Genomic DNA, 26,560 nt, shown 5'->3' on the forward strand with positions numbered 1-26,560 from the left:
CTCGACAACACCAGCTCGACGGTCTGGCGCTTGTATTCTTCGGTAAATGACCGACGTTGACGTTCCATTCAACACCTCCGGGCTCAATGAGCCTACTACAGGTGTCCACTCATTCGGAGGAGGTTCAGCGCTCTACCCATCCTACGAGCCAAGTGTGTAGGGTGGATTAGTTAGCGCAGCGTAATCCACCATCTTCTTCGCAGCGTTCGGCTGGCGGCGGGTTGCGCTTCGCTAACCCGCCCTATCCATGCGCATCGAGGTGAAGAGACGCGCGCAGCTAATCGCATCTCAACAATCCGTTTCCCCAGAGGACCAATTTACTTAGTTTATTGCTATCGGGTTTCCCCTTTGCCTAGTTTTTCCGGTGCTGGGAGAGCAAAGCCAATGAAGGACATGCAGGCGCACTTGGAGAAGCTTCGAAATGAAGCTGAGGAGTGCGATCTAATCAGCAAGCTCGCCACCAACGCGACCAAGAAAGCATTGTTTGCCAAGCTTGCTGAACATTACCGAGCGCTGGTTAAGGAAGTTGAGCAAGCCATAGCGGCTTCCTCGGTAGATCGAAGTGGTTGAAGCCGGCGGTTCAATGACTCGCCAACCCTGCCAATAAGGCATAGGCTCTAGGCTGCCCCTCAGTGGGGGCGACGGGCACGAACCCGCGCATCTGCGAGGTGAGCAAATGCCCAATCGAAACTCGCGGAGGCGCTGGGGCTAAGCGCAGTTCGCCGGGGCAGGGCGCGCGCCTCGACGCTCGCTTTGCCCTTACGTGGACAGCCGCTTGATGGTCTTGATGGCCTGATTGGGGCCGCGCCAGCCTAGGAACTCAAGCTCCTTTTTCTCAAGCGCATCCGTCGCGAGAAAGAACTGCTGAATCTCTTGGTGCGCTCGCGAGGGAAGATGCCGGATGTCCTTTAGATCGGTCTCGAGCGGAGTGCGGTCGGGCACGGCGAACAGGCGATCGTTTCTCTCTTTCTTGCGCTTGCCTTTCTGTTCGACTTCGAGAATCCCGATCGGTCTGCATCGCAAGACCACGCCGGGATAGGATTGCGCATCGTGAATCACTAGGACGTCGAGCGGATCACCGTCCTGCGCCTTGGTCGATGGGACAAAGCCCCAATCGTACGGATAGCGGAGGCCGGCCATCAGAGGCTTGGCGAGCGTAAACGCACGCAGCTCCGGATCGAAGTCGAGCTTGCAGGTGCTTCCGCGAGGGGTCTCGATCACTACAAAGATGTGGTCGTCGTCTGCCCAGGTTGGAAGCTCAAAAAGGTTCGTCATCTCATCTTCCTTGGGCTGCACCGACGGTGTCTGCCATCCGGGCTCCTCGCATGCCCATCGGCTTCGGCGTCCCGGTTGTGGTATCGCGCGCGGTCTGGTGCTCCATCTCGGCATCGATCTCGGCCCCCAGAAGGATGACGATCGCTGACATCCAGAGCCAAGTCATGAAGCCGATGACGGCGCCGAGCGAGCCGTAGGTCTCGTTGAAATTGCCAAAGTTGGCCGTGTACCAGGAGAACAACCCCGAGCCGGCGAGCCACAGCAGGGCGGCTATTGCGCTGCCCCACGTGATCCACCGCCACCGGGGTGTCTCGCGGCTGGGACCGTAACGATAGACAACGGCGAGGGCGAACGTGAGGATCAGGTACATCGCCGGCCACCGTCCCATGCGGACGAGCATGTCGCTCGTATTGGGCAGGCCGACGTAGTTGAGGATTACAGGCACCGCGACGATGGAGCCGAGGGCAGCCAGGATGAAGAGGACCCCGCTGATGGTGAAACCGAGCGACATTGCATTCAGTGTGAGGAAGCCGCGCTTTTCTTCTTCGCCATGGATGATATTCAGTGTGTCAAAAAGCGCCTTCATCGCCGCATTCGCGCTCCACAGCGAAATCGTCAGACCGATCAGAAAGGTCAAGCCAAGCGTCTGCAAGCCCTTGGACACGACCCGCGTCAACTGTTCGTGCGCGACGTCGATGGCCCCGCCGGGCAGAAATCCGCCGAGCTGATCGAGCTGCCGTGCTATCGTCGAAGGATCCGAGAATAGTCCATACATTGCGACCAATGCCGCGATGGCCGGAAAAATGGCAAGTATGCTGTAGTAGGTCATTCCCGCTGAGAGGGCCAATACTCGGTGCTTCGATATGTTCGCATACACGCGCAGAACGATGTCTTTCCAGCCCGAAGCAGGAATCTCAGAAGGCCTCGTTGCCCGACGACCGCGGTCGTCGTTTCCGAGTGGTTCGCCCTGAACGCTACGGCCGGTCGGTGTATCAGCCGAACGCTCCTTCGTTGCTGGGAAGAGATATTCCGATGCGAGCGCAACGCCCAACAAAGCTACCAGCGACGCAACGGTCCAGGCGCCCGACGGCGGATGGGGACCCTCTGTATTTGCTCGCCTGATGTGCATCGCCTCGTTGCCGTTTTCAGCGTCTTGTTCGAGGTAATGTGCATGTTCGGAAGAACGTTCCTTAGATATCTGGAGGACCCATTTAACTAGGTAGTAAATGCCTAGCCGATGATCGCGTGCCGAGCCCATCGCGCTCTAGGCCGCTTCCGACACCTCCTCTTCCTCGGCTTCGAGATTGATCACCGAGGTGGCCAATTCTGTCAGCGCTTGATCGGTCGCCTCTTCCTCGGCGAGGGTGGCCTGGAGCAGCTTTGCCGCATCCGTCATGCCGAGTTCTTCCGCCCAAGTCCGCAGGGTCCCGTAGCGGGAGATTTCGTAGTGCTCTACCGCCTGCGCTGCGGACAGGAGGCCGGCATCGAGTGCTGGCATTCCCTTGAAGTCGCGCATGATCTCAGCGCCTTCATCGGTGATGCCATTGATGGCCTCGCATGTTTTGCCGCGGGCCGGCTTGCCAAGCATCCGGAAGATCTGATCCAGCCGCTTCACCTGTCCATGGGTCTCGCGCAGATGTTTGTTGAAGGCGTTCGCAAGCTCTCTCGAGTGCGCGGCTTTCGCCATCTTCGGCAAAGTCTTGATGATTTTGTTCTCGGCGAAATAGATGTCCTTGAGCGTCTCGTGGAAGAGATCGCTCAGCTTCTTCGGTTGTCGCGTCCGCCGGGAAGTCGCTCGCTTTTTCTTCGCGCGCTTGGCCATAAGTCCTCCGGTGTGAATATGCAGCAGGAGGACGGCATATGTCCTCCTCGGCCAATCAACCTGCGGGCACTCCAAAGGTTCCTAAGCCTCCAGCGAGGGGACGCCGACCGACCCGCGCGAGCGTCGGCGTCCGGATGCCATCCTGCGGCTGCTCGTCCGGATACAATGTCATCGAAGGATAGAAGGCAGCATGACCGATAGAGCTGCAACCCTGTCGATCGACCAGGCGGAGTGGCGCACGCTGTTCCTCAAGATCATCCAGCATCTTGCAAACTTCGCGCGCTGTCGAGCGGGCCGCGTCGAGGTGATATCTGTAGGATGGGGAGAGCGCAGCGAAACCCATCAATTGCCGCGGCGAAGAAGATGATGGGTTTCGCTGCGCTCTACCCATCCTACGAGATGTCATTGCGAGCGCAGCGAAGCAATCCATGTCTCCGCGTGCAGCGGCATGGATTGCTTCGTCGCGGTGCTCCTCGCAATGACGGTGACGCTTACTCCGCGGCTTCCTTTACGGAACGCTCTTCCCGATGCTCCCCCTCGTCCTCTGCATCGGTCGAGCTGCTCCAGCCGGCGAACAGATTGGAGAGCTTGTCGAGATAGAGGTAGACCACCGGCGTCGTGAACAGTGTCAGCGCCTGGCTGACGATCAGGCCGCCGACCATGGCGTAGCCGAGTGGCTGGCGGATTTCCGAGCCCGTGCCGGTGCCGAGCATCAGCGGCACGCCGCCGAGCAGCGCCGCCATCGTCGTCATCATGATCGGGCGGAAGCGGAGCAGGGCGGCCTGCCGGATCGCGGCCTCCGGCTCCAGGTGATCGTCGCGCTCGGCCGCGATCGCGAAGTCGACCATCATGATGCCGTTCTTCTTGACGATGCCGATCAAGAGGATGATGCCGATCAGAGCGATCAGGCTGAAGTCGAAGCCGGCCGCCATCAGGATCGCGAGCGCGCCGACGCCGGCCGACGGCAGCGTCGACAGGATGGTGATCGGATGAATGTAGCTCTCGTAGAGGATGCCGAGGATCAGGTAGACGACCACGAGCGCGGCGAGGATCAATAGCGGCACGGTGCTCAGCGATTGCTGGAACGCCTGCGCGGTGCCCTGGAAGCTCGAATTCAGCGTCGGCGGCGCTCCCAGGTCGACCATCGCCTTCTGCACCGCATCGGTCGCCTGTCCCAGCGCCACGCCCTGCGCCAGGTTGAAGCTGATGGTGATCGCCGGGAACTGGCCCTGGTGGCTGATCGACAGCGGCCGCACCGGCACGCTGGTCCAGGTCGCAAAAGTCGACACCGGCACCTGCTCGCCGGTCAGCGGCGATTTCAGATAGATCTTGTTCAGCGTGTCGATGCTGGCCTGCAGCTCGGGCAGCACTTCCAGGATCACGTGATAGCTGTTGAGCTGGGTGAAATATTGCGTCACCTGGCGCTGGCCGAACGCGTCATACAGCGTGTCGTCGATGAGCTGCGGCTGGATGCCGTAGCGCGAGGCGGTATCGCGGTTGATCTTCAGTTCGAGCGTGGTGCCGTTGGTCTGCTGGTCGGTTGCGACGTCGCGCAGTTCCGGCAAGGTCTGCATCTTCGCCAGGATCTTCGGCGCCCATTCGTTCAGCTCGGCGAGATTGGCGTCCTGCAGGGTGAATTCGAACTGGGTGCGGGTCGGTCGGCCGCCGAGGCGAACGTCCTGCGCCGCCTGCATGAACAATCTGGCGCCTTCGACCTGCTCGAGCTTCGGCCGCAGGCGTGCGATGATCTGCTGCGCGCTGGCGGCGCGCTGGTCGCGCGGCTTCAGCGTGATGTACATGGCGCCGTTATTGCCCGCCCGGCCGCTGCCGCCGATGGCCATGGCCACCGTCGCGACGTCAGGATCGGCGAGCGCGATCTTGCCGAGCGCTTCCTGCTTGCGCTTCATGTCGACGAAGGAAATGTCCTGGTTGGCTTCCGAGGTCGCGGTGATCAGGCCGACATCCTGCTGCGGGAAGAAGCCCTTCGGAATGATAACGAACAGATAGACCGACAGGCCGAGCGTCGCGAAGAAGATCATCAGCGTCGTGAACTTCCAGCGCAATGCGAGGTCGAGCACGTTTTGATAGCCCCGGAGCATGGCGTCGAAGCCACGCTCGCTGATCTGGTAGAAGCGGCCGTGCTTGGTCTCGCCATGGGCGCGCAGGAAGCGCGAGGCCATCATCGGGGTCAGCGTCAGCGACACGAACATCGAGACGAAGATCGTCATCGCCAGCACGACCGCGAATTCGCGGAACAGGCGCCCGATGATGCCGCCCATCAGGAGCAGCGGGATCAGCACCGCGACCAGCGAGATGCTGATCGAGACGATCGTGAACCCGATCTCGCTCGCGCCCTTGAAGGCGGCCGCCATCGGCTTCTCGCCTTCCTCGATGTAGCGCGTGATGTTCTCCAGCATCACGATGGCGTCGTCGACCACGAAACCCACCGCGATGGTCAGCGCCATCAGGGACAGGTTGTCCAGCGTATAACCGAACACCCACATCAGCGCGCAGGCGCCGAGCAAGGCGAGCGGCACCGTCACAGTCGGGATGACCGTGGCCCAGAAGCTGCGCAGGAAGACGAAGATCACCATCACGACCAGCCCGATCGTGAGCAGCAGGGTGAACTGCACGTCCTCGACCGCGGCGCGGATCGTGGTGGTGCGGTCGCTGATGACGTCGATTTTGATCGCCGGCGGGATCGCGGCGACCAACCGCGGCAAGGTTGCCTTGATCTTGTCGACGGTGTCGATGACGTTGGCGCCGGGTTGCTTGAAGATGACAAGGAACACGCCGCGCTGGCCGTTGGCCCAGGCCGCCTGCTTGGCGTCTTCCGGACCGGCGACGGCCTGGCCGATATCGCGGATTCGCAACGGGCCGCCATTGCGGTAGGCGATGATGACGTCGTTCCAGGGGGCAGCCTTCAGGAGCTGGTCGTTGGCGTAGATCGTATAGGCGCGGGTGTCGCCGTCGATATTGCCCTTCGGGCTATCGACGGTGGCGCTGGTGATGGCGGCGCGCACGTCTTCCAGCGACAGGCCCTTTGCCACCAGCTTGCCTGGATCGATCTGGACCCGCACCGACGGCTTCTGCTGGCCGCCGATGATGACCTGCGCCACGCCGGAGATCTGGCTGATCTGCTGCGCAAGCTGCGCGTCGACGGCATCGCTCACCTCGGTCAGCGGCAGCGTCTCCGAGGTCGCCGACAACAGCATGATCGGGGAGTCCGCCGGGTTGACCTTGCGGTAGGTCGGCGGCGACGGCAGGTTCTTCGGCAGTTGTCCGCTCGCCGCGTTGATGGCGGACTGGACGTCGTTGGCGGCGCCGTCGATGTTGCGGTTGAGGTCGAACTGGATGGTGACCGCCGACGTCCCGAGATAACTCGTCGAGGTCATCTGGGCCACGCCGGGGATCTGCGCGAACTGGCGTTCCAGTGGCTGCGCCACCGAGGTCGCCATGGTTTCCGGGCTGCCGCCCGGCAAATTCGCGGTGATCTGGATGGTCGGGAAGTCGACCTGCGGCAGCGGCGCGACCGGCAGCAGCGGATACGCCACGAGGCCGACAAAAAGAATGCCGGCCATCAGCAGCGAGGTGCCGATGGGGTAGCGGATGAAGGGAGCGGAAATGCCGTAGCTCATTCCGGCTTCACCTTGGATTGCGTCGGATCCGAGCTCGCGACCGCGGTGCTCACGAGCACGCCGGGCGAAACTTTGTATTGGCCTGAGGTAATCACCTGCTGGCCCGGTGATAACCCCTCATCGACGACGGATTTGCCGTCGATCGAGTAGCTGACCTTGATCCGGTGCAGCTCGGCCTTGTTCTCCTGACTGACAGTATACGCGTAAAGTCCGTCCGTGCCATGCTGGACGGCATCGTCGGGAACCACGGTCGCGTCCTTGAGCGTCCGGACCAGGAGCCGCGTCGATACCGACTGGCCCGGCCACAGCGCGTGGTCCTTGTTCTCGAACACCGCCTTCAGGCGGATAGTTCCGCTGGTCGTATCGACCTGGTTGTTGATCAGCGCAAGAACGCCTGTGGAGAGGAGGCGCTTGCCGTCGGTGGAGTAGGCGATCGTCTTGGGCGGGGAGGCCGCCAGCGCCGCCTTGATGTCAGGCAATTGGTCCTCGGGCGCGGTGAAAATCACCGCGATCGGCTCGATCTGGGCGATCGAGACGATGCCGGTCTGGGTCGCGGCATTGACGATGTTGCCGACATCAACCTGGCGCAGGCCGGCGATCCCGGTGATCGGCGCCTTGACGGTCGCGTAATCGAGCTGCGTCTGCGCATTCGTGATCGCCGCATCGTCGGCGGCGATTTGCGCCGTCAATTGCGCGACCATGGAGCGCTGGGTATCGGTCTGCTGGCGGGTGGCGAACTCGCCGAGCCGGGTGAAACGCTGCAGATCGAGCTTGGCGTTGGCGAGATTCGCCTCGTCCTGCTGCTTTTTGGCCCTGGCCTGGTCGAGCGCGGCCTGATACGGGCGCGGATCGATCTCCACCAGGACGTCACCCTTGTTGACGAGCTGGCCTTCCTGGAAGGCGATCTTCATGATTTGTCCGTCGACGCGGGTGCGGACCTGGACGGTGTTAAAGCCCTGCACGGTGCCAAGGCCGGTCAAATAGACCGGGAAATCGGCGGTCTCGACGCGTGCAATCCGAACCGGGACGGGCGGACGGGCAGCGGCAGCAGTCTTTTGTCCGTCAGCTTTGGTGTGCCCCCCGCCATAGCGCTGCCAACCAAGATAGCCCGCGGCGCCGATGGCGGCGACCAGCAGCACCCAACCTATCGTTCGTGACTTGGACATGCACGCTCATGGGTTCGAAGACAATTATAGGTGTTTAAAACCGTTCCGGGGAACCCATATAATACGTCAGCACTTAATGCGTACACACACTAACACTTGAGAATCCTAAACATTTGGAAAGGTTTAGAAGCATGATCCGGAAGAGTGGAAACTGGTTTTCCCTCCCGACAAATGCGAAGCGCTTGCGCGGATCATGCTCAAACAAAGAGATGAGATCGTGACCAGATCCCGTCCAATCGGATCACGATCTCGGACCGCGTTCCTGGAGCCCTTGATGCGCCTGTTGAAACCGACATGTCGCTCGATCTGAAACGCCAGCTTGTTTCGCAGCTTGTCGAGAGTTCGCGGCTGTTGCGCAACTATATCGACCATCGTGCGAAGACGCGCGGCACCACGCGCGCGCAATGGATCGTGCTGTTTCGGCTGCGGGAGCAGGAGGGGCTGTCGCAGGTCGACCTCGCCGATGTGCTCGAATTGCAGCCAATCTCGCTGGTACGACTGCTTGACCGCCTGGTCGAGCACGGACTGCTCGAGCGCCGGCCTGATCCGAAGGACCGCCGCGCCAACCGGCTGTTCCTCACCGATCGCGGCCGCCAGCTCGTCGACGATCTCGACAGCCTGCGTGATGCGATCGCAACCGACGTGCTGCACGACATTCCCGATCAGAGGATCGAAGCCAGCCTTCAGACGCTGCGGGACCTCAAGGATCGCATCAAGTCGCTTGGCGAAGGCCCGGACGTCGCCGTCAAGTAAAGCACCTCACCTCTCCCGCCTGCAGGAGAGGGAGTATCGAGCTGGTTGAATCCGGACTCGATGTCGTCCATATCGCAGCCCGCGAGCGAAATCGGGGTGAGCGATGGACGAGCTGAACGGACGCATGATGGCCTGTCAGATCCTGATCACGGGATTGATCGCGCGCGTTGCCAACGAGCAGAAGGATCCGCTGCGTTTCCTCACCGATTTCCGCGACGAGATCAAAGCAGTGGTGAATGGAGTGAATATTGCAGGCGAGAACACCGATCGCGTGCGTCAGGTCGCGCAGCGGACGGTGGACGAATTGTTCTCGCTGATGAAGCCGCCGAGCGCCGATTAAGCTTCGTTCGTGACCGAACCATGCGGTGATTGATTTCGCAGCGGTTTTCCCGCTCTTTAGAACCGTTATTAGAATAATTTCAAACAATCAGATTAGAAGCGTTCTGATCTGGATCGATTCAAACGAGCGATCCATGCATTCGCGTTGACCCGAAATTTCGTCGCCGATACCACCCGCCCTGGGACACGTCGTCGCGCTTCAGAGCGCATAAACCAGAATTCGTCGCGGGGGCGAGTGATGAGCAATGTAAAGGCACCGAGGTCGCTGCGTTTCGAGGTAGCGATCAACTCGGTCGGCGAACGGCTTGAGGGCTACTCGGGCAAGAAAGTGTCGACGGTCGCGGGCCTGATCGCGGTCGCATCGTTTTCCGGCGCCGAAGCGCAACAACCCAATTTGCCGCCCGTGAACGTGGAAGCGCCGGTGGCGCGGCCGCGGCCGGCCAACACCAAGCCGACACCGGATCAGGTCCGCGCGCGCACCGCACTCAGGCGCGCGTCGCGTCGCACGCAGCAGACGCGGGTTGCGGCCGTGCCTTATCCCAACGCCGGCGGGCTCAACGCCGATCGCGATCCCTATGCGGATCCCGCCGCGCCCTACAAGGTCGATCGCGTGCAGGCGTCAGGAAAGTTCCCCGAGCCGATCCTGAACACGCCGAAGACGATCACGGTGCTCTCCAGGCAAGTGCTGGACGACAAGAACGCCACCACGTTGCGGCAGGCCGTGCTGAGCACCGCCGGTGTCACGCTCGGCACCGGCGAGGGCGGCAACGCCTTCGGCGACCGCTTCTTCATCCGCGGCTTTGATGCCCGCAACGACGTGTTCATCGATAGCGTGCGTGACGCCGGCGTCAGCGTCCGCGAGAACTTCTTCACCGAGCAGGTCGAAATCCTGCGCGGTCCCGGCTCTTCCTTTGCCGGCCGCGGCACCACCGGTGGCGCCATCAACATCGTCACCAAGCAGGCGACGACGGAGGGCAGCTTCTACAACATGGATACGACGTTCGGCACCGACCGCACCAAGCGCGTCACGCTCGACGTCAACCAGGTGATCAGCCCGACGCTTGCCGTGCGAGCGGGCGGCCTGTTCCAGGACGCGGGCGTTGCCGGCCGCGATTACGTGTCCGACGACCGCGGTGGTGGATTCGTTGCGGCGAAGTGGACGCCGATCGATGCGGTGAAGGTGACTGCAGGCTATATTCACACGGATATTCATGGCCTGCCGGATTTCGGTGTGCCCTATTTCCGGCCGAGCACGGCGAGCAAGGCAGGCGGCCCGTTCCCGGATTTCGGCGTCAACCGCAACAATTGGTACGGTTTCACCGATCGCGACTTCTCGCAGGTGAAGCAGGATATCGGCACCATTAACGCCGAAGTGCAGGTCACGCCGGACCTCTTGATCAGCAACAAGACCCGAGCCTCGCACTCGCTGTTGAATTACATCGGCACGCTGCCCGAGGCGCCGGTCCTCGTGAACCCGCTCATTTTCTCGACATTGTCGGCCAATCCGCAGAGCCGCTATCAGACCACCGATATGCTGGCCAATCAGACCGAAGCCACCTACAAATTCGACACCGGAGGCTGGCGCCATACGGCGCTCGCCGGTGTTGAAGTGTCGCAGGAGCGCTCCAGCATCGACAAGTATACCGGCTTGAGTTCGGAAGCCATTGGCGCGCCGTTCTCGGGCACGGGCTCGGTCACGGGTGTCAGCGTGTTCAACCCGCAATACACGTTCCTGCCGTTCGGAACGACCCCGACGCTTGCAGGTCTCCCGACCAAGATCGGGATCGACACCACGAGCGGCTACCTGCTCGACACCGTCAACTACCACGATCTCGTCATCCTCAACGGCGGCATCCGCTACGATGATTACAAGATCAACACGAGCGGCTTCGGCACGGTCAACGGTGTTCCGAACGTGTTCGGGAGGCAGTCGGCCGAGTTCGGTCTGCCGAACTTCAATTTGGGCATCCTGCTCAAGCCGCTTCCGATCGCGAGTGTCTATGCGGCCTATGCCACCTCTTCGAATCCTGTCGGTGCGGAGTTCGACGGCACCAGCACGGCGTATGGCGGACTCTCGCCGGTGCTGAACGGTAACACCAATCAGATCTTTGGTCCCGAGAAGAACACGGCGATCGAACTCGGAACCAAATGGGAGTTGTTCGATCGGCACCTGTTGGTGACGGCGGCGTTGTTCCAGACGGAGAAGGATAACGCGCGTGAATCGGTCAACATCACGCCGGCGACCGCCACCGCGTCCTGTCCCTATCCCGCGAACACAAGCGGCACCGTGCCCTGCATCAGTGCCGGTGCCGCCTACCGCATCCGCGGCATCGACCTCGGCCTTGGCGGCAAGATCACGGACAAATGGAGCGTGTTCGGCGGACTGGTGCTGATGCAGTCCGAGGTGACGAAATCGCTCGTTCCGCCTGCGAATACGATCCTCTACACGACCAATGTCGGCCTGCCGCTCGCCAATGTCGCGCATCAATCGTTCAGCCTGCTGACGAAGTACCAGCTCACGGACATGTGGGAGATCGGCGGGCAAGCGGTCTACCGTTCCAAGATCTATGGCGGCACGTTCCTCGCGGCGAACCAGGGCACGCAACTGCCGAGCTACTGGCGCTTCGATGCGTTCGCGGAGGCGAAGCTCAACAAGAACTGGAGAGTCAAACTGTTCGTGAACAACATCTTCAACAAGCTTTATTACGACGCGTTGTATCAGAGCCCGGCTCCGTTCGTGCTCGAGGCGCCAGGTCGCGCCGCCTATCTCGTCGTATCGGCACGGTTCTGAAACGACAGGGCATGCTGATCTGCGTTCCGAATGTGCTGAGCAAGGCCGATGTGGCGGACTTCCGCCGCATCATGGATGCCAGCGCGTGGGAGGATGGACGTTCGACGGCAGGCGCCGCATCGGCGCTGGTGAAGCGCAACGAGCAATTGCCGCCGGATAGCGAGGTCGCCCGCCAGCTTGGCAGCCGCGTGCTGTCGGCGCTGACGGCCAGTGCGCGCTTCATCTCGGCGGCGATCCCACTTAGAATCTTTCCACCTTTGTTCAACCGTTACGTCGCCGCCGACGGTCATCATTTCGGTCTGCATGTCGACAACGCGGTGAGGGGAGACCACCTCACCGGCTTGCGGATCCGCACCGACCTCTCGGTTACGCTGTTTTTATCGGAGCCGGATGAATATGATGGCGGCGAGCTCGTCATCGAAGATTTCTACGGCTCGCATGAAGTGAAGCTGCCGGCCGGCGACCTCGTTCTTTATCCTGCTTCTAGTTTGCATCTGGTCACGCCGGTGACGCGAGGCGCGCGGGTTGCGTCTTTCTTCTGGCTGCAGAGCATGGTACGGGATGCGCACGCTCGCAGTCTGATCTTCGATCTGGACACCGCTATCCAGGCCTTGGTGGAGCGGCTTGGGCGAGACGACCCCGAAACGGTCAAATTGACCGGCATCTATCACAACTTGATACGCCACTGGGCCGAAGTATGAACATTCTAACTACCCGCGCGACACTTGTTGCACTCTCCGTGCTGACGCTGGTCGCGCTCACGGCATCCTCGTCGGCGCAGCAGCAGATGGCGCCCGCCGCTCCCGCTCCATCGACGCCTGTCGCGCAGCAACAGACTGCTCCCGCCGCGCCGCAACCACCGACAGAGGCGACGACGCCGGCGCAGTCACCCTCCGCCGCCGCGCCGGTTGCCTCGCAGGGAACTCAGGACGTCAGTGCAGCGCCTGCCGAAGGCGAGGGCAAGAAATCGGCGACCATCGCCGGACTGAAGGAACTGTCGCCCTGGGTGATGTTCTGGAATGCCGACATCGTCGTGAAGGCGGTGATGATTGGTCTTGCCTTTGCGTCGCTGGTGACCTGGACGGTGTTCATCGCCAAGATGATTGAGCTCACCGTCGTGCAGCGCAAGTTGCGCGCCGCGCTCGCCAAGATCAGCGATGTGCGCTCGCTCGCTGAAGCCCAGTTCGCGCTCGGCGTCAAGGGCAGCGTGCTCTCGACCCTGATCGCCGCGGCGATGCGGGAAGGGCGACTGTCGGCCGGCATCTCCAGCGACGCCGGCATCAAGGAACGCGCGGCGTCGAGCTTTGCCGAGATCGTGCGTGCCGAAGGCCGCCGCATTCGCGTCGGCATGGGCCTGCTTGCGACCATCGGCGCGACCTCGCCCTTCGTCGGTCTGTTCGGCACCGTCTGGGGCATCATGAACAGCTTCATCGGCATCTCGAAATCGCAGACCACCAACCTCGCGGTGGTCGCGCCCGGCATCGCCGAGGCGCTGCTCGCGACCGCGATCGGGCTTGTCGCGGCGATCCCGGCCGTGATCATCTACAATCACTTTTCGCGGGTGACGAAGGGCTATCTGGAACTGGTCGGCCGTGCCTCGGGCGCGGCGGCACGGTTGTTGTCGCGCGACCTCGACCGCACCAATGTCAGTGTGACCGGCGGCGCACATTCGCGCGCGGCGGCGGAGTAGGCGATGGCTGTCTCGATCGCAGACAATGACGGCGACGACGACGATTTCGCGGAATCGCACGAGATCAACGTCACGCCATTCATCGACGTCATGCTGGTGCTGCTCATCATCTTCATGGTGGCTGCACCGCTCTCCACGGTCGACCTGCCGATCGATTTGCCGACGTCGAGCGCGACGCCGCAGAAGAAGCCGGACAAGCCGACCTATGTCAGCATCAAGTCGGACCTGACGCTTGCGATCGGCGAAAATGCGGTCAAGCGCACTGAGCTGGTGCATTCGCTCGATACCTTGGCCGACATGAGCAAGGATAAGTATGTATTCCTGCGCGCGGATCGCGCGGTGCCTTATGGCGAGCTGATGGGAGTGATGGAAATCCTGCGCTCGGGCGGCTACAACAGGGTCAAGCTGGTGACGCTCGAAGGCGTTCCCGGCGCGCCTGCCGCGCCACAAGCCGCCGAGCCGGCAAAACCCTGACGACGGACAGCGATGTCTGACCTCGATCTTGAGCAGAAGTCCTCCCGGCGGCTGTGGATTTGCGCCGCAGTGGCGGCGCTTGCGCTGCATGTCGGCGGCGCGGCTCTGGCGCTGGCGAATCTGCGCGGCGACGACGTCGGCGACGGCTTGGGCGCAAATGCCGCCGAGTTCGCGGTAGAGATGGCCTCACCCAAGGTCGAGGACGAGAATCTGCCGCCGGGTCCCGACGCCGATGCGTCGCAGGCCGCTCCGCAGCTCTCCGAGCAGAAGGCCGAGGTCAAGGAGACCGACCTGCCGAAGGACGTGCCGATCGAGTCCGAAGACCCCGACCGCATCGTCACGCAGAACGACTCGAAGAAGCCCCAGGAAGACGATCCCAAGGTCCAGGCCGTCCAGACCCAGGCCTCCGAAGAGGCGCCCGCCCAGGAAGCAACCGCGCGGCAGACGCTGGAGGAGAACGCGCCGGAGGCCGAGCAGGCCAAGGCCCCGAATCGCGGCATCGGCAAGGACAGGCAGAAGCTCACCGCCGACTGGGGCCGCAAGATCAGCGCCTATTTCGAGCTGCACAAGCGCTATCCGCACAACAAGAGCAAGGCGACCACCGTGAAGGTCAGCATCGTGCTGAACCGCCGCGGCAACATCGTCAACGTCGCGGTCGCGGAGTCCTCAGGCGACCAAGCGTTTGACGACGCGGCCATCTCAATGGTTCGCCGCTCCGACCCCGTCCCCGCGCCGCCAGCCGAACTCACCGAAGACCAGTTCGCCTTCAGCCTCGACGTGAACTTCAAGAAGCCGAAGTAACGGGTTGACGCACAGAGCGGATTTAGCCCGTGAATGGTGGGCAAAGCGAAGCGTGCCCACCATTCACGGGCGGTGCAAGAAAAGGTGGGCACGCTTCGCTTTGCCCACTCTACCGTTCTACTCGACTACCGCCAGAAATAGCGGATGCCGACATAGACCACGACGAGGCAGGCGAAGATCAGCGCCACCGGGAGCGGCCGTTTGCCTGTTGGACCTGATACCCCCGGCTTCTTGGCGGGGAGGCGGCGGAAGGCGGTGACGTTGCCGCGGTCGGCGACCGGCTCGCGGGAGGGCGCGGGGACGTCGGGCGGCGTACCGGCACCGCCCATCTCGGCATAATAGCTCTTGTACATCAGCTTGATGGTGGCCTCGCTCGCCTCAAGCTCCGGCATCTGCGCCAGGAGCTTGTTGTAGGTAGCGAGGAAGTTCTGCGCGTCGGCCGACAGGGACGACGTGCCGTTCAGCTTGGCGAGCATTTTCCACGTCGCGAAGTCCGCCCTGGCGCGGGTGTCCGCACGTCGAGCGATCAGCATATCGGCAGCTTTGATCAAGAGGCCCTCGCGATTTTTTTCTCAACCTAGGCGTTGCCGGTGATGAAGAGAAGCGCACCTATCACATAGCCGGTCAGTGTCCGCAGTATCGCGGAAATAATATCAAGATTGAGACCAAGCTGCGAACCGAGGAGGGGCAGCAGGATCAAAAGCCCGATCAGGATCAGCAGCCCATAGGGCTCGAGGCGCGCGAGCGGCTCGGCGAGTGGCCGGGGCAAGAGCCCGACCGCCACCCGGCCGCCGTCCAGCGGCGGGATCGGCATCATGTTGAAGATCGCGAGCACGATATTGATCAGGAACGCGTTTTTGAGATTGTCCGCGATCCAGCGCGCGCTATCCGGCGGGAGGAATGGCAGTACGTGGAACGCCAGTGCGGCAACCAGAGCGAGAATGATGTTGGTGGCGGGGCCAGCCAGCGCCACCCAGACCATGTCGAGCCGGGGATGCTTGAGGTTGCGGAAATTGACCGGCACCGGCTTGGCATAGCCGAACAGGAAGGGCGACTGCGACAGCAACAGCACGGCGGGCAGGACCACGGTGCCGAAGGGGTCGATATGCTTCAGCGGATTGAAGCTGACGCGGCCGAGCTGCCAGGCGGTGTTGTCACCCAGCCGGTGGGCGACGAAGCCGTGCGCCGCCTCATGGAAGGTGATGGCGATCAGGAGTGGCAGCACCCAGACGGAGATGGTGTAGAGGGAGATGTTCAAGGGGGATATCCGGTCGCGGCGGCGGCCGCTCTCAACCAGACATGATGGTTGCGGTCGGGTTCCGGCGCAAGACGGTAAACGCGCTGCGACGCATTGGCGCGGAATACAGCTCTCCGCCGTCAGCGTAGCTTCTGCACTGCCGGATCGGCCTCGACGGGGCTGGATTGCGTCGTCGCGATCCAGATGCCTGCGAACACGGTCACGATGCCGACAACCAGATTCCAGCGCAGCGGCTCACCCAGCACAGTGGCCCCGACGAGCGATGCCGCGATCGGATTGACGGTCACCGAGATCGCGACGCGGGTCGGTGTCGTCCGCTTCAGCGCGAACGCCCACAGGTAGAACGTCAGCGCCGCGCCGAAGGCCCCGAGATAGACCGCGCCGAACCATTGCGGGACACCGAAAGCGGCGACCGGGGCAAAACTGCCACGCGCGAGCGAGGCGAGGATGAGGCAGGCGGCGCCGGCGGCCATGGCCATCGTGGTGAACGGGATGGGGCCGGAGCGACGGATGAACGGCTTCGACCAGATGCTGTAGAGCGCCATGCAGAGCGCGGCCGCGACCATCAGGAGATCGCCGCGCCACGCCCCTTCCGGCGCGGCGCTGAGGCCGGAGAGCAGGGCCATGGCAACGCCTGTGATCGTCACCAGGACGCCCGTGGTCTTTCGCACCGTCAATTGCTCGCTGCCAAGCACCGCGCCGACCGCCATCGTCAGCAACGGCAATGTCGAGAGCGCGAGCGCCCCTCGCGCCGCCGTCGTGAAGATCAGCGATGCGTTGAACAGGATTGGAAACAGGGCAAAGAACAACAGGCCGAGGCCGATCACTGCCGGCCAATCGCGCCGCGCCGGCCAGCCTCTTCGCTGGATCAGGACGACCGGAAGCAGCAACAGGAAGCCGATGCCGAAGCGGAACGAGCCGATGGCGAGCGGGTCGATGGCGCCCACGAGGTAGCGCGTTGCCCCGATCGACGTGCCGCCGAGCGCGCTCGAAAGCACCGCGGCCAGGACACCCCAAGTCTCACCCATCAAGTCTCATCCGGCTTGATCCCCTTTTTGGCTCTTGCCGACGGTAGGGGACAGGCGCTAATCAGGGAATGGAATTTATCTGATAGATAAAATCACCATTCGTTATGAGCCTGGATCCGGACCTCCTGAAGGCATTCGTTGCGGTGGCGGACCACCGTTCCTTCACCCGCGCGGCCGTGGCGCTGAACCGGACGCAATCAGCGGTCAGCATGCAGGTGAAGCGGCTGGAAGAGCGGCTGCAGGCGGAGCTGTTTCACCGCACTAAAGCCAATGTCGATCTGAGCGCAGCCGGCGAGGGCCTGCTCGGCTATGCGCGCCGCATCCTCAGCCTGAACGAGGAGGCGATGGGCCGCGTCCGGGAGCACAAGGTGGAGGGACGCGTCCGCGTCGGCGTGATGGACGATTACGGCACGCTACTGGTCCCGCCGCTGCTCGCCAGCTTCGTCGCCAACTATCCGCTGATCCATATCGAGATGGAGACGGGGCTGACGTCCTCCATGACCGACCGGCTTGGCGAGGCCTACGATCTCGTCATCGCCATGCATCCGCAAGGGAGCGGCGAGGGCGAACTCTTGCGATGCGAGCAGGCGGTGTGGGCGGCGAGCCCGGAGCACCGCGTCGAGGAGCTCAACCCGCTTCCCGTGGCGCTCTATCCGCAGGGCTGTCTGTTCCGGAGCTGGGCGATGCAGGCGCTCGACACTGCGAAACGGCCGTGGCGGCTCGCCTTCGTCAGCCACAGCCTCGCGGCGGTCGAGGCGATCGCAGCCCAAGGCTTGGCGGTGACCGTGGTCAAGGCCGGCACCTTTCCGCCGCGACTGCGACGCCTCTCGGAGCGCGACGGCATGCCGCCGCTCCCGCGCGCCGAGATCAGGCAGCATCGCGCCGCCAATCTATCGCGCGCGGCGTCGCTATTGGCCGACCATCTGGTCGCGGAGCTCGCGCAACCGGTCTAGAGCTTCGGTTCTGACTGAATCAGAACCGAAGTTCTAGATTCTTATTTTGACGCGTTTTCTTCACGCGAACCGGTATCCACTTCGCTCGAAAACGCCCTGATTAATACGTCGCGCGGCCGCCGGAGATGTCGAACACGGCTCCAGTGGAGAAGGCGCAATCCTCCGACGCCAGCCAGGCGACCAGCGCGGCGAGCTCTTCCACCAGCACGAAGCGGCCCTTCGGGATCTTCGACAGCATGAAGTCGATATGCTGCTGCGTCATCTGGTCGAAGATCGCGGTACGCGCCGCCGCCGGCGTCACCGCGTTGACGAGGATGTCGTGCTGCGCGAGTTCCTTGCCGAGCGATTTCGTCAGCGCGATCAGGCCGGCCTTGGACGACGAATAGTGCGCCGCGTTGGGATTGCCTTCCTTGCCGGCGATCGAGGCGATGTTGACGATGCGGCCGTAGCCCTGCTTGAGCATCGCCGGCACGATCGCCTTGCAGCAGATGAAGGGACCGTCGAGGTTGATGCGCAGCACCTTGCGCCATTCCTCGAGATCGGTCTCCCACACGGTCTTGTTGATGCCGGCGATGCCGGCATTGTTGACGAGGATGTCGATCTTGCCGAACGCTTTCAGCGTCTCGTCGCGCGTCTTCTCCACCGCGGCCAGATCGGCGACGTCGACCTTGAATGCGGCCACTTCCGGGCCAATCTCCTTCGCGGTCTTCTCGGCCAGGGCGATGTCATGATCCCAGATCGCGACTTTGGCGCCGGAGGCGACAAAGCGCTCGGTGATCGCGCGCCCAAACCCCTGCGCGCCGCCGGTGACAACGGCACTGCGGCCGGTGAGATCGTATTCGTTCATGGTGTGCCTTCCCTAAGATTAGAGTGTCCAGCCGCCGTCGATGGCATGCGCGACGCCGGTGGTGAACGCGCTCTCGTCGCTGGCGAGATAGATGGCGAGTGCGGCGATCTCTTCGGCGGTGCCGAGCCGGCCCATCGGCTGGCGGGCGATGAACATCTCGCGCCCTTGCGGGCCTGCGGTGGCGGCGCGCTGCAGCATCGAGGGCGTCTCGACCGTACCGGGGCAGATGCAGTTGCAGCGGATGCCTTTGGAGATGAAGTCGGCCGCGACGGAGCGGGTGAGGGCTGCCACCGCAGCCTTCGTCGCGCCATAGACGTAACGGTTCGGTGCAGCCTTGAACACGCCGGCGGCGGAGGAGATGTTCACGATCGCCCCGCCGCCGGCGTCCAGCATGCCGGGCAGGAAGGCGCGGATCGTGCGGTGCATCGACTTCACATTGAGGTCGAAGGAGAAATCCCAGTCCTCGTCGGAGCAATCGAGCACCGTGCCATGATGGACGAAGCCGGCGGCATTGAGCAGGATATCGGTCTTGCCGGCGCGCTTGGCCATCGCCGTGACCGCAGCGGTGTCGCGCACGTCGAGCCGCGCCACCTCGGCGACGCCCTCCTGCTTGAGGAGCGCGAGCTTCTCCTCGTCGATATCGGTCGCGAACACGGTGGCGCCCTCGCGCGCAAAGGCGACCGCGCAGGCGCGGCCGATGCCCACGGCGGCCGCGGTGACGAATGCGCGCTTGCCCTTCAGGCGGTCTGACATGTCTTCTCCTTCGTCTGGCTCCGTCATTCCGGGGCGCGCGAAGCGTGAGCCCGGAATCCATTTGTCCGCTTGCGTATGTGGCGCAATGGATTCCGGGTTCGTCGCTTCGCGACGCCCCGGAATGACAGCACGTCAATGATTATCCCTGGCCACGCCGACCTTGCCGGCGATGTCGTGATAGCGGGTGGCGAGTTCGAGGCAGGCGCCGGTGGCCTGCTGGCCGACGGTCGCGCGGTAGAGCTCCTGCCACGGCGTCTGGTTCGCCGGATAGCGGAAGCCGCCATTCGCCTTCAAATCGGCATGCCGCTTCTTCACCTCGTCGTCCGAGATCAGGATGTTGGCCGTGCCCTTATTCAGGTCGATGCGCACCCGGTCGCCGGTCTTCAGGATCGCCAGCCCGCCATCGGCGGCGGCTTCCGGCGAGGCGTTGAGGATCGAGGGCGAGCCCGAGGTGCCGGACTGGCGTCCGTCGCCGATGCACGGCAGGGACAGGATGCCGCGTTTGATCAGCGCCGCCGGCGGCTGCATGTTCACGACTTCCGCACCGCCGGGATAGCCGATCGGACCGGCGCCACGGATGAACAGCATGCAATGCTCGTCGATCTCGAGCGCGGGATCGTCGATCCGCTTATGGTAATCCTCCGGTCCCTCGAACACGATGGCGCGGCCCTCGAAGGCGTTCGGGTCCTTGGGATTAATGAGATAGCGGTCGCGGAACTCCTTGGAGATCACGCTGGTCTTCATGATCGCGGAATCGAACAGATTGCCGCGCAGCACCAGGAAGCCTGCGTCCTTCACCAGCGGCTTGTCATAAGTCCAGATCACATCACCATCGGGCTGGGCCGCTTCCTTGCAGTTCTCGCCCATGCTGCGGCCGTTGACCGTCACCGCATCTTCATGGATGCGCTTGTGCGTCATCAATTCACGCACCACCGAAGGCACGCCGCCGGCGCGGTGATATTCCTCGCCCAGATAGAAGCCGGCCGGCTGCATGTTCACCAGCAGCGGCACGTCATGGCCATATTTCTGCCAGTCGTCGATCGACAATTCGACGCCGACATGGCGGGCAAGCGCATTGATATGGATCGGCGCGTTGGTCGAGCCGCCGATCGCCGAATTCACCACGATGCAGTTCTCGAACGCCTTGCGGGTGAGGATATCGGAGGGCTTCAGGTCCTCCCAGACCATCTCGACGGTGCGCTTTCCGGTCTCATAGGAGATCTGGCCGCGCTCGCGATAGGGGGCGGGGATCGCCGCGCAGCCCGGCAGCGACATGCCGAGCGCTTCGGCCAGCGAGTTCATGGTCGAGGCGGTGCCCATCGTGTTGCAATGGCCGACGGACGGCGCCGAGGAGGCGACGATGTTCATGAACTCCTCGTAGTCGATCTCGCCCGCGGCGAGTTGCTCACGCGCCTTCCAGACCACTGTGCCGGAACCGGAGCGCACGCCATTGTGCCAGCCGTTCAGCATCGGGCCGCCCGACAGCACGATCGCAGGCAGGTTGACGGTCGCCGCCGCCATCAGGCAGGCGGGCGTGGTCTTGTCGCAGCCGGTGGTCAGCACCACGCCATCGAGCGGATAGCCGAACAGCACTTCGACGAGGCCGAGATAGGCGAGGTTGCGGTCGAGCGCGGCGGTCGGCCGCTTTCCCGTCTCCTGGATCGGATGGGTCGGAAACTCCATCGCGATGCCGCCGGCTTCACGAATGCCCTCACGCACCCGGTGCGCGAGTTCAAGATGATGGCGATTACAGGGCGAGAGATCGTTGCCGGTCTGCGCAATGCCGATGATTGGTTTGCCGGACTGCAGTTCCTGCCGCGTCAGCCCATAATTAAGGTAGCGCTCGAGATAGAGCGCGGTCATGCCGGGGTTGTGCGGGTTGTTGAACCATTCGCTGGAGCGGAGCTTGCGCTTGGTGACTGGTGTAACAGGCTTGTTCATTGTTTCTCCCCGAGCGCAACAGCTCATGCTGCACTGCACTCAGCCTCGTTTCATTGACGCGACTTTATGCACGTCGATCGACTGTTCGCAATTGATTGAGCACGCGATATTCAACTTTGATCCAACGACATCGCGAAAAAATTCTGCTAAGAGGCAACCCAACTTGAAGAGCGGGCGGGGCCTTTATGGTCCTAACCGCCGCTAGAATCGGAGGGAATTGAATGGCGTCGGTGCAGATTAGCGACGTGCGCAAGTCGTTCGGTGGGTTTGAAGTCCTGCACGGCGTGACTGTTCCGATTGAGGACGGCGCGTTCGTGGTGTTGGTCGGCCCGTCCGGCTGCGGCAAGTCGACGTTGCTGCGCATGTTGGCGGGGCTGGAGAACATCACCTCCGGGACGATCTCGATCGGCAATCGCGTGGTGAACAACGTGCAGCCGAAAGAGCGCGACATCGCGATGGTGTTCCAGAACTACGCGCTATACCCGCATATGACCGTTGCCCAAAATATGGGCTTCTCATTGAAATTGAGGAACGCGAACCAGCAGGACATTTCCTCCCGGGTCAAGAAGGCTGCCGAAATCCTCGCATTGTCGCCGCTCCTGGAGCGCTATCCCCGTCAATTGTCGGGTGGTCAGCGCCAGCGCGTCGCAATGGGGCGCGCCATCGTCCGCGATCCCCAGGTGTTCCTGTTCGACGAGCCGCTGTCCAACCTCGACGCCAAGCTGCGCGTCGCCATGCGCACCGAGATCAAGGAACTGCACCAGCGGCTGAAAACCACGACGGTCTACGTCACCCACGACCAGATCGAGGCGATGACCATGGCCGACAAGATCGTCGTCATGCATGACGGCATCGTCGAGCAGATGGGATCGCCGCTCGAGCTCTATGACAAGCCCGACAACCAGTTCGTCGCAGGTTTCATCGGCTCGCCGGCAATGAATTTCCTGAACGGGCACCTGAAATCCAACGGGCAGATTTACGTCGAGACCGAGAATGGCGCCAGATTGCCGGTGGCGACGGCGCCTACCGCCTCCGATGGGCTTCCGGTCGTCTACGGCATCCGGCCCGAACATCTCGAACTCGCCAGCGACGGCATCGAGGCCGAGGTCGTCGTCGTCGAGCCAACCGGCTCGGAAACGCAGATCGTGTCGCGCATCGGCACGCAGGACATCATTGCGGTGTTCCGCGAGCGACATGACGTCAAGCCTGGCGAGCGCATCCATTTGCGGCCGCGCGCGTCGGCCGCTCATCTGTTCGACAAGGACACCGGCCACCGCCTCTAGGCGGCCGGATTAACAAGCCCAAACAAGACCATAAAATTAAGTAAGTAAGGGAGAAGACTTGAAATGAATAAGTTTACCACCGATCGCCGCTCGCTGCTCAAGGGCGGCGCGGGCCTTTTGGCTGCCGCAGCGACGATGTCGGGCGACGAGCTCTTGGGCTATGCGAAGGCCTGGGCGCAGACTTCGCCGTGGAAGCCGGAGCCGGGGGCGAAGATCAATCTGTTGCGCTGGAAGCGCTTCGTCGAAGCCGAAGACGTCGCCTTCATGAAGATCGTCGACGCCTTCCAGAAGGCCAACAACGTCACCATCAACGTCTCCAACGAATCCTACGACGACATCCAGCCCAAGGCGTCGGTTGCCGCCAACACCGGGCAGGGCCTCGACATGGTCTGGGGTCTCTACTCGCTGCCGTTCCTGTTCCCGAGCAAATGCGTCGACGTCACCGACGTCGCCGACTATCTCGGCCAGAAGTGCGGCGGCTGGACCGACTCCGGCAAGGCCTATGGCATGCTCAACGGCAAATGGATCGGCATTCCCGTTGCCGCCACTGGCGGCCTCGTCAACTACCGCGTTGCCGCGGCCGAGAAGGCTGGCCATAAGGAATTCCCGAAGGATCTCGCCGGCTTCGCCGACCTCGTGAAGGGCATGAACAAGAACGGCACGCCTGCCGGCATGGCGCTGGGCCATGCTTCCGGTGACGCCAACGGCTGGCTGCACTGGGCGCTCTGGGCCCATGGCGGCAAGATGATCGACAAGAACAACAAGGTCGTCATCAACTCACCGGAGACCGCGAAGTCGCTCGAATACGTCAAGGGCCTCTACGAGAACTTCGTGCCGGGCACGGCATCGTGGAACGACAGCTCCAACAACAAGGCGTTCCTCGCTGGCCAGCTTCACCTCACCACAAACGGCATCTCGATCTATGTGACGGCGAAGAAGGAGAATCCGCAGATCGCGGAGGATATGAATCACGCGCATCTGCCGCCCGGCATCGACGGCAAGACGCGCGAGCTGCATCTCGGCTTCCCGATCCTGATCTTCACCTTCTCGAAGTACCCGCAGACCTGCAAGGCGTTCACCGCCTTCATGCTGGAGCCGGACCAGTTCAATCCCTGGATCGAAGCGGCGCAGGGTTATCTGTCCCACTTCCTCCTCGGCTACGACAAGAATCCGGTCTGGACCGCCGATCCCAAGACGACGCCTTACCGCAGCGTCGCGCAGAGCGCGTCGACGCCGGCCGGCGAGGCGCAGATGAGCGAGAACGCGGCGGCGGCGATCGCCGACTTCGTGCTCGTCGACATGTACGCGAACTACTGCACCGGACGCGAGGATACGAAGACCGCGATGGCTTCGGCCGAACGCGCGGCCAAGCGCATCTTCCGCTAAGCGAACGGCCGGCGCAGACCATCGCGCCGGCCCAGGTTTGAAGGTGATCGGGGCGACGCTCGGCCGTGGGGGCACGGGCCGGGCGTTGCCTTCGATTAGGAGTTGGAGACGGAATGAGTACTGTCCAGACATCGATGCCGGTACAGGCCGCCGCAGCCGGCGAGCCGTCACTTTGGTCGAGGCTGCGCACGAGCCGCAACTGGGCGGCGCTTTGGTTCATGCTGCCGGCCGCGGCCTTCCTGATCCTGTTCCTGGCCTATCCGCTTGGCCTTGGTATCTGGATGAGCTTCACGGACGAGCGCATCGGCCGTGAGGGCGTCTTCATCGGCCTTGAGAACTATCAATGGCTGTGGGACGACGCGATCTTCTGGCTGTCGGTCTTCAACACGATCCTCTACACGCTGGTCGCCAGCATCATCAAATTCGCGATCGGCCTTTATCTCGCGCTGCTCTTGAACCGGCACATGCCGTTCAAGGCAATGATCCGCTCGATCGTGCTGATTCCCTTCATCGTGCCGACGGTGCTGTCGGCGATCGCATTCTGGTGGATCTATGACGCCCAGTTCTCGATCATCTCGTGGTCGCTGATCAAGCTCGGCCTGATCGAGCACAACATCAACTTCCTCGGCGACAGCAACTGGGCCCGCGGCAGCGTCATCTTCGCCAATGTCTGGCGCGGCGTTCCCTTCGTGGCGATCACACTATTGGCCGGCCTGCAGACGGTCTCGCCCTCGCTCTACGAGGCGGCGACGCTCGACGGCGCCACCAACTGGCAGCGCTTCCGCTACATCACCTATCCGCTGCTGACGCCGATCATCGCCGTGGTGATGACGTTCTCAGTGCTATTCACCTTCACCGACTTCCAGCTCATCTGGGCTCTGACCCGCGGCGGCCCGGTCAACGCGACCCATCTGATGGCGACGCTGAGCTATCAGCGCGGCATCATCTCCGGACGGCTCGGCGAGGGCGCGGCGATTGCGACCGCGATGATCCCGTTCCTGCTCGCCGCGATCGCGATCTCCTGGTTCGGCATGCAGCGCCGCAAGTGGCAGCAAGGATCGAACAATGACTGATTCAGCCCTGCATTCGAAAGCACCGGCGCCGGCCGCGACCGACGACTCCGAGGGCATGAGCTATCTGGAGTCGCTGCCACGCCGCCTGATCACGCTCTATCTGCCGCTGTTCATCATCCTCGTGGTGCTTCTGTTCCCGTTCTACTGGATGGTGCTGACGTCGATCAAACCGGACGAGCAGTTGATCGACATGGAGAAGTTCAACCCGTTCTGGGTTGTCCATCCGACCTTCAAGCACATCAGCAAGCTCCTGTTCGAGACGCAGTATCCGAGGTGGCTCTGGAACACGATGTATGTGGCCGTTGGAGCCACCTTCCTGTCGATCGCGGCCAGCGTGCTGGCGGCCTATGCGATCACGCGGCTGCGGTTCAAGGGCGCCGACACCGTCGGCATCCTGATCTTCTTCGCCTATCTGGTGCCGCCGTCGATCCTGTTCATCCCGCTGGCCTCGGTGATCCAGGCCTACGGCCTGTTCGACTCGCCGCTGTCGCTGATCCTGGTCTATCCGACCTTGCTCATTCCGTTCTCGACCTGGCTCTTGATGGGATACTTCAAGACCATCCCCTATGAGCTCGAGGAATGCGCGCTGATCGACGGCGCCTCGCGCTGGCAGATTCTGGTCAAGATCATCGTGCCCTTGGCAATCCCCGGCCTGATCTCGGCCTTCATCTTCTCGTTCACGCTGTGCTGGAACGAGTTCATCTATGCGCTGACCTTCCTGCAATCGACGCCGAACAAGACAGTGCCGGTCGCGATCGTCAACGAGTTCGTCGACGGCGACATCTACAAATGGGGATCGCTGATGGCGGGCGCGCTGGTCGGCTCACTGCCGCTCGTGATCCTTTACGCCTTCTTCGTCGAGCATTATGTGTCGGCCATGACGGGAGCCGTGAAGGAATAGCGCGAGAGGCCCGTTTCCGGAGTATGGTGATTTCAGATCGGAGCGACGGTGGCAGTTCTCCCTCTCCCCGTTCTTACGGGGAGAGGGTAGGGGTGAGGGGTTCTGCCCGCGAATATGGTGACAGATGTATTTGCGGAGGCTCCCCCTCACCCGGAATTCAAGCTGGGCTTGAATTCCGACCTCTCCCCGCAAGCGGGGCGAGGTGCAGCGGAGTCCGCCTCTCGCATCGTAGTGCAATCGCCACGCACTAGTTGTTCATCGCAGTGATTTTGACGTTTTGATACCGAGCCATTCGAGGATCGGCAAGTTTTCGGGTGGCAGGAGAATCTCGATGCTTCGGGGAACGCCGGGCTGACGGCGAATGAAGCCGTTTCGTTCGAGGGTGACG

General features: G+C 62.6%; 25 protein-coding genes. 14 read left to right on the forward strand and 11 right to left on the reverse strand.

The genetic code is table 11. The features are described 5' to 3' along the window. Positions 1 to 384: 384 nt before the first annotated feature. Complete coding sequence (locus ACZYOF_RS30430) at positions 385 to 570, forward strand: hypothetical protein (RefSeq protein ID WP_130583154.1); 186 nt, start codon at positions 385 to 387, stop codon at positions 568 to 570. A 189-nt stretch (positions 571 to 759) separates the two neighbouring features. Here ACZYOF_RS30430 and ACZYOF_RS30435 read toward each other — a convergent pair whose 3' ends face one another. From ACZYOF_RS30435 to ACZYOF_RS30445, 3 genes are read right to left on the reverse strand one after another with little or no spacing between them, the layout of a single operon-like run. Beyond that, the gene (locus tag ACZYOF_RS30435) at positions 760 to 1,296 is read right to left on the reverse strand and encodes an inorganic diphosphatase (protein WP_245476732.1); all 537 of its coding nucleotides are present in this window, start codon (positions 1,294 to 1,296) and stop codon (positions 760 to 762) included. Continuing rightward, positions 1,277 to 2,533, reverse strand: coding sequence for a YihY/virulence factor BrkB family protein (locus ACZYOF_RS30440; RefSeq protein ID WP_463718082.1), 1,257 nt, complete (start codon positions 2,531 to 2,533; stop codon positions 1,277 to 1,279). Before ACZYOF_RS30440 ends, ACZYOF_RS30435 begins: the two co-directional genes overlap by 20 nt. A gap of 6 nt (positions 2,534 to 2,539) precedes the next feature. After that, positions 2,540 to 3,097 (reverse strand): YciE/YciF ferroxidase family protein, encoded by a 558-nt coding sequence (locus ACZYOF_RS30445; RefSeq protein WP_463718083.1) that lies wholly within the window; start codon positions 3,095 to 3,097, stop codon positions 2,540 to 2,542. Between the two features lie 190 nt (positions 3,098 to 3,287). Here ACZYOF_RS30445 and ACZYOF_RS30450 point away from each other — a divergent pair, with 190 nt between their 5' ends. Continuing rightward, complete coding sequence (locus tag ACZYOF_RS30450) at positions 3,288 to 3,464, forward strand: hypothetical protein (protein ID WP_463718084.1); 177 nt, start codon at positions 3,288 to 3,290, stop codon at positions 3,462 to 3,464. A gap of 124 nt (positions 3,465 to 3,588) precedes the next feature. On the opposite strand, the gene ACZYOF_RS30455 is transcribed toward ACZYOF_RS30450, so the two are convergent. After that, a complete protein-coding gene (locus ACZYOF_RS30455; RefSeq protein ID WP_282531027.1) occupies positions 3,589 to 6,735 on the reverse strand; it encodes an efflux RND transporter permease subunit in 3,147 nt (1,048 codons plus the stop codon). Continuing rightward, on the reverse strand, positions 6,732 to 7,901 hold the full coding sequence (locus tag ACZYOF_RS30460) for an efflux RND transporter periplasmic adaptor subunit (RefSeq protein ID WP_463718085.1): 1,170 nt from the start codon (positions 7,899 to 7,901) through the stop codon (positions 6,732 to 6,734). Before ACZYOF_RS30460 ends, ACZYOF_RS30455 begins: the two co-directional genes overlap by 4 nt. A gap of 294 nt (positions 7,902 to 8,195) precedes the next feature. Between ACZYOF_RS30460 and ACZYOF_RS30465 the strand changes: the two genes are divergently transcribed. The 7 genes from ACZYOF_RS30465 (at position 8,196) to ACZYOF_RS30495 (ending at position 14,749) form a co-directional block, all read left to right on the forward strand. Then, entirely contained in the window at positions 8,196 to 8,654 is a 459-nt protein-coding gene (locus tag ACZYOF_RS30465) for a MarR family winged helix-turn-helix transcriptional regulator (protein WP_130583158.1), read from the forward strand. Positions 8,655 to 8,757: 103 nt separating this feature from the next. Further along, on the forward strand, positions 8,758 to 8,994 hold the full coding sequence (locus ACZYOF_RS30470) for a hypothetical protein (protein WP_028164590.1): 237 nt from the start codon (positions 8,758 to 8,760) through the stop codon (positions 8,992 to 8,994). A 237-nt stretch (positions 8,995 to 9,231) separates the two neighbouring features. Next, positions 9,232 to 11,784 carry a TonB-dependent receptor gene (locus tag ACZYOF_RS30475; protein ID WP_463718086.1) on the forward strand — a complete coding sequence of 851 codons (2,553 nt, stop codon included), beginning with the start codon at positions 9,232 to 9,234 and terminating at the stop codon, positions 11,782 to 11,784. A gap of 11 nt (positions 11,785 to 11,795) precedes the next feature. Further along, positions 11,796 to 12,485 (forward strand): Fe2+-dependent dioxygenase, encoded by a 690-nt coding sequence (locus ACZYOF_RS30480; protein WP_130582976.1) that lies wholly within the window; start codon positions 11,796 to 11,798, stop codon positions 12,483 to 12,485. Then, the gene (exbB, locus tag ACZYOF_RS30485) at positions 12,482 to 13,474 is read left to right on the forward strand and encodes a tonB-system energizer ExbB (RefSeq protein ID WP_463718087.1); all 993 of its coding nucleotides are present in this window, start codon (positions 12,482 to 12,484) and stop codon (positions 13,472 to 13,474) included. The genes ACZYOF_RS30480 and exbB overlap by 4 nt, the downstream gene beginning before the upstream one ends. Positions 13,475 to 13,477: 3 nt before the next feature. Beyond that, on the forward strand, positions 13,478 to 13,948 hold the full coding sequence (gene exbD, locus ACZYOF_RS30490; RefSeq protein WP_028164594.1) for a TonB system transport protein ExbD: 471 nt from the start codon (positions 13,478 to 13,480) through the stop codon (positions 13,946 to 13,948). A gap of 12 nt (positions 13,949 to 13,960) precedes the next feature. Further along, complete coding sequence (locus ACZYOF_RS30495) at positions 13,961 to 14,749, forward strand: cell envelope integrity TolA family protein (RefSeq protein WP_463718088.1); 789 nt, start codon at positions 13,961 to 13,963, stop codon at positions 14,747 to 14,749. A 125-nt stretch (positions 14,750 to 14,874) separates the two neighbouring features. Here ACZYOF_RS30495 and ACZYOF_RS30500 read toward each other — a convergent pair whose 3' ends face one another. The 3 genes from ACZYOF_RS30500 to ACZYOF_RS30510 form a co-directional block, all read right to left on the reverse strand. After that, complete coding sequence (locus ACZYOF_RS30500; protein ID WP_282531055.1) at positions 14,875 to 15,282, reverse strand: hypothetical protein; 408 nt, start codon at positions 15,280 to 15,282, stop codon at positions 14,875 to 14,877. Between the two features lie 44 nt (positions 15,283 to 15,326). Beyond that, a complete protein-coding gene (locus tag ACZYOF_RS30505; protein ID WP_130582973.1) occupies positions 15,327 to 16,007 on the reverse strand; it encodes a site-2 protease family protein in 681 nt (226 codons plus the stop codon). 119 nt (positions 16,008 to 16,126) lie between these two features. Continuing rightward, positions 16,127 to 17,035, reverse strand: coding sequence for a DMT family transporter (locus tag ACZYOF_RS30510; RefSeq protein ID WP_463718089.1), 909 nt, complete (start codon positions 17,033 to 17,035; stop codon positions 16,127 to 16,129). A gap of 104 nt (positions 17,036 to 17,139) precedes the next feature. On the opposite strand from ACZYOF_RS30510, the gene ACZYOF_RS30515 reads away from it, so the two are divergent. Next, positions 17,140 to 17,988, forward strand: coding sequence for a LysR substrate-binding domain-containing protein (locus ACZYOF_RS30515; protein WP_130582971.1), 849 nt, complete (start codon positions 17,140 to 17,142; stop codon positions 17,986 to 17,988). Between the two features lie 100 nt (positions 17,989 to 18,088). Here ACZYOF_RS30515 and ACZYOF_RS30520 read toward each other — a convergent pair whose 3' ends face one another. The 3 genes from ACZYOF_RS30520 to ACZYOF_RS30530 all read right to left on the reverse strand — a co-directional run bounded on the left by ACZYOF_RS30520 (position 18,089) and on the right by ACZYOF_RS30530 (position 21,529). Then, positions 18,089 to 18,835, reverse strand: a complete 747-nt coding sequence (locus ACZYOF_RS30520; protein WP_394566730.1) for an SDR family NAD(P)-dependent oxidoreductase — start codon at positions 18,833 to 18,835, stop codon at positions 18,089 to 18,091. Positions 18,836 to 18,853: 18 nt separating this feature from the next. Continuing rightward, positions 18,854 to 19,588 (reverse strand): SDR family oxidoreductase, encoded by a 735-nt coding sequence (locus tag ACZYOF_RS30525; RefSeq protein ID WP_463718090.1) that lies wholly within the window; start codon positions 19,586 to 19,588, stop codon positions 18,854 to 18,856. A gap of 132 nt (positions 19,589 to 19,720) precedes the next feature. Then, positions 19,721 to 21,529 (reverse strand): IlvD/Edd family dehydratase, encoded by a 1,809-nt coding sequence (locus tag ACZYOF_RS30530; RefSeq protein WP_463718091.1) that lies wholly within the window; start codon positions 21,527 to 21,529, stop codon positions 19,721 to 19,723. Positions 21,530 to 21,750: 221 nt separating this feature from the next. Here ACZYOF_RS30530 and ACZYOF_RS30535 point away from each other — a divergent pair, with 221 nt between their 5' ends. From ACZYOF_RS30535 to ACZYOF_RS30550, 4 genes are all read left to right on the forward strand, one after another. Beyond that, the gene (locus ACZYOF_RS30535; RefSeq protein WP_463718092.1) at positions 21,751 to 22,812 is read left to right on the forward strand and encodes an ABC transporter ATP-binding protein; all 1,062 of its coding nucleotides are present in this window, start codon (positions 21,751 to 21,753) and stop codon (positions 22,810 to 22,812) included. Between the two features lie 63 nt (positions 22,813 to 22,875). Next, on the forward strand, positions 22,876 to 24,198 hold the full coding sequence (locus ACZYOF_RS30540; protein ID WP_028164603.1) for an ABC transporter substrate-binding protein: 1,323 nt from the start codon (positions 22,876 to 22,878) through the stop codon (positions 24,196 to 24,198). Positions 24,199 to 24,311: 113 nt separating this feature from the next. Then, complete coding sequence (locus ACZYOF_RS30545; RefSeq protein WP_282531041.1) at positions 24,312 to 25,271, forward strand: carbohydrate ABC transporter permease; 960 nt, start codon at positions 24,312 to 24,314, stop codon at positions 25,269 to 25,271. Next, entirely contained in the window at positions 25,264 to 26,172 is a 909-nt protein-coding gene (locus ACZYOF_RS30550) for a carbohydrate ABC transporter permease (protein WP_130583328.1), read from the forward strand. Before ACZYOF_RS30545 ends, ACZYOF_RS30550 begins: the two co-directional genes overlap by 8 nt. Positions 26,173 to 26,560: the final 388 nt, after the last annotated feature.

It is taken from the genome of Bradyrhizobium sp. LeoA1Lang, from assembly GCF_055413685.1.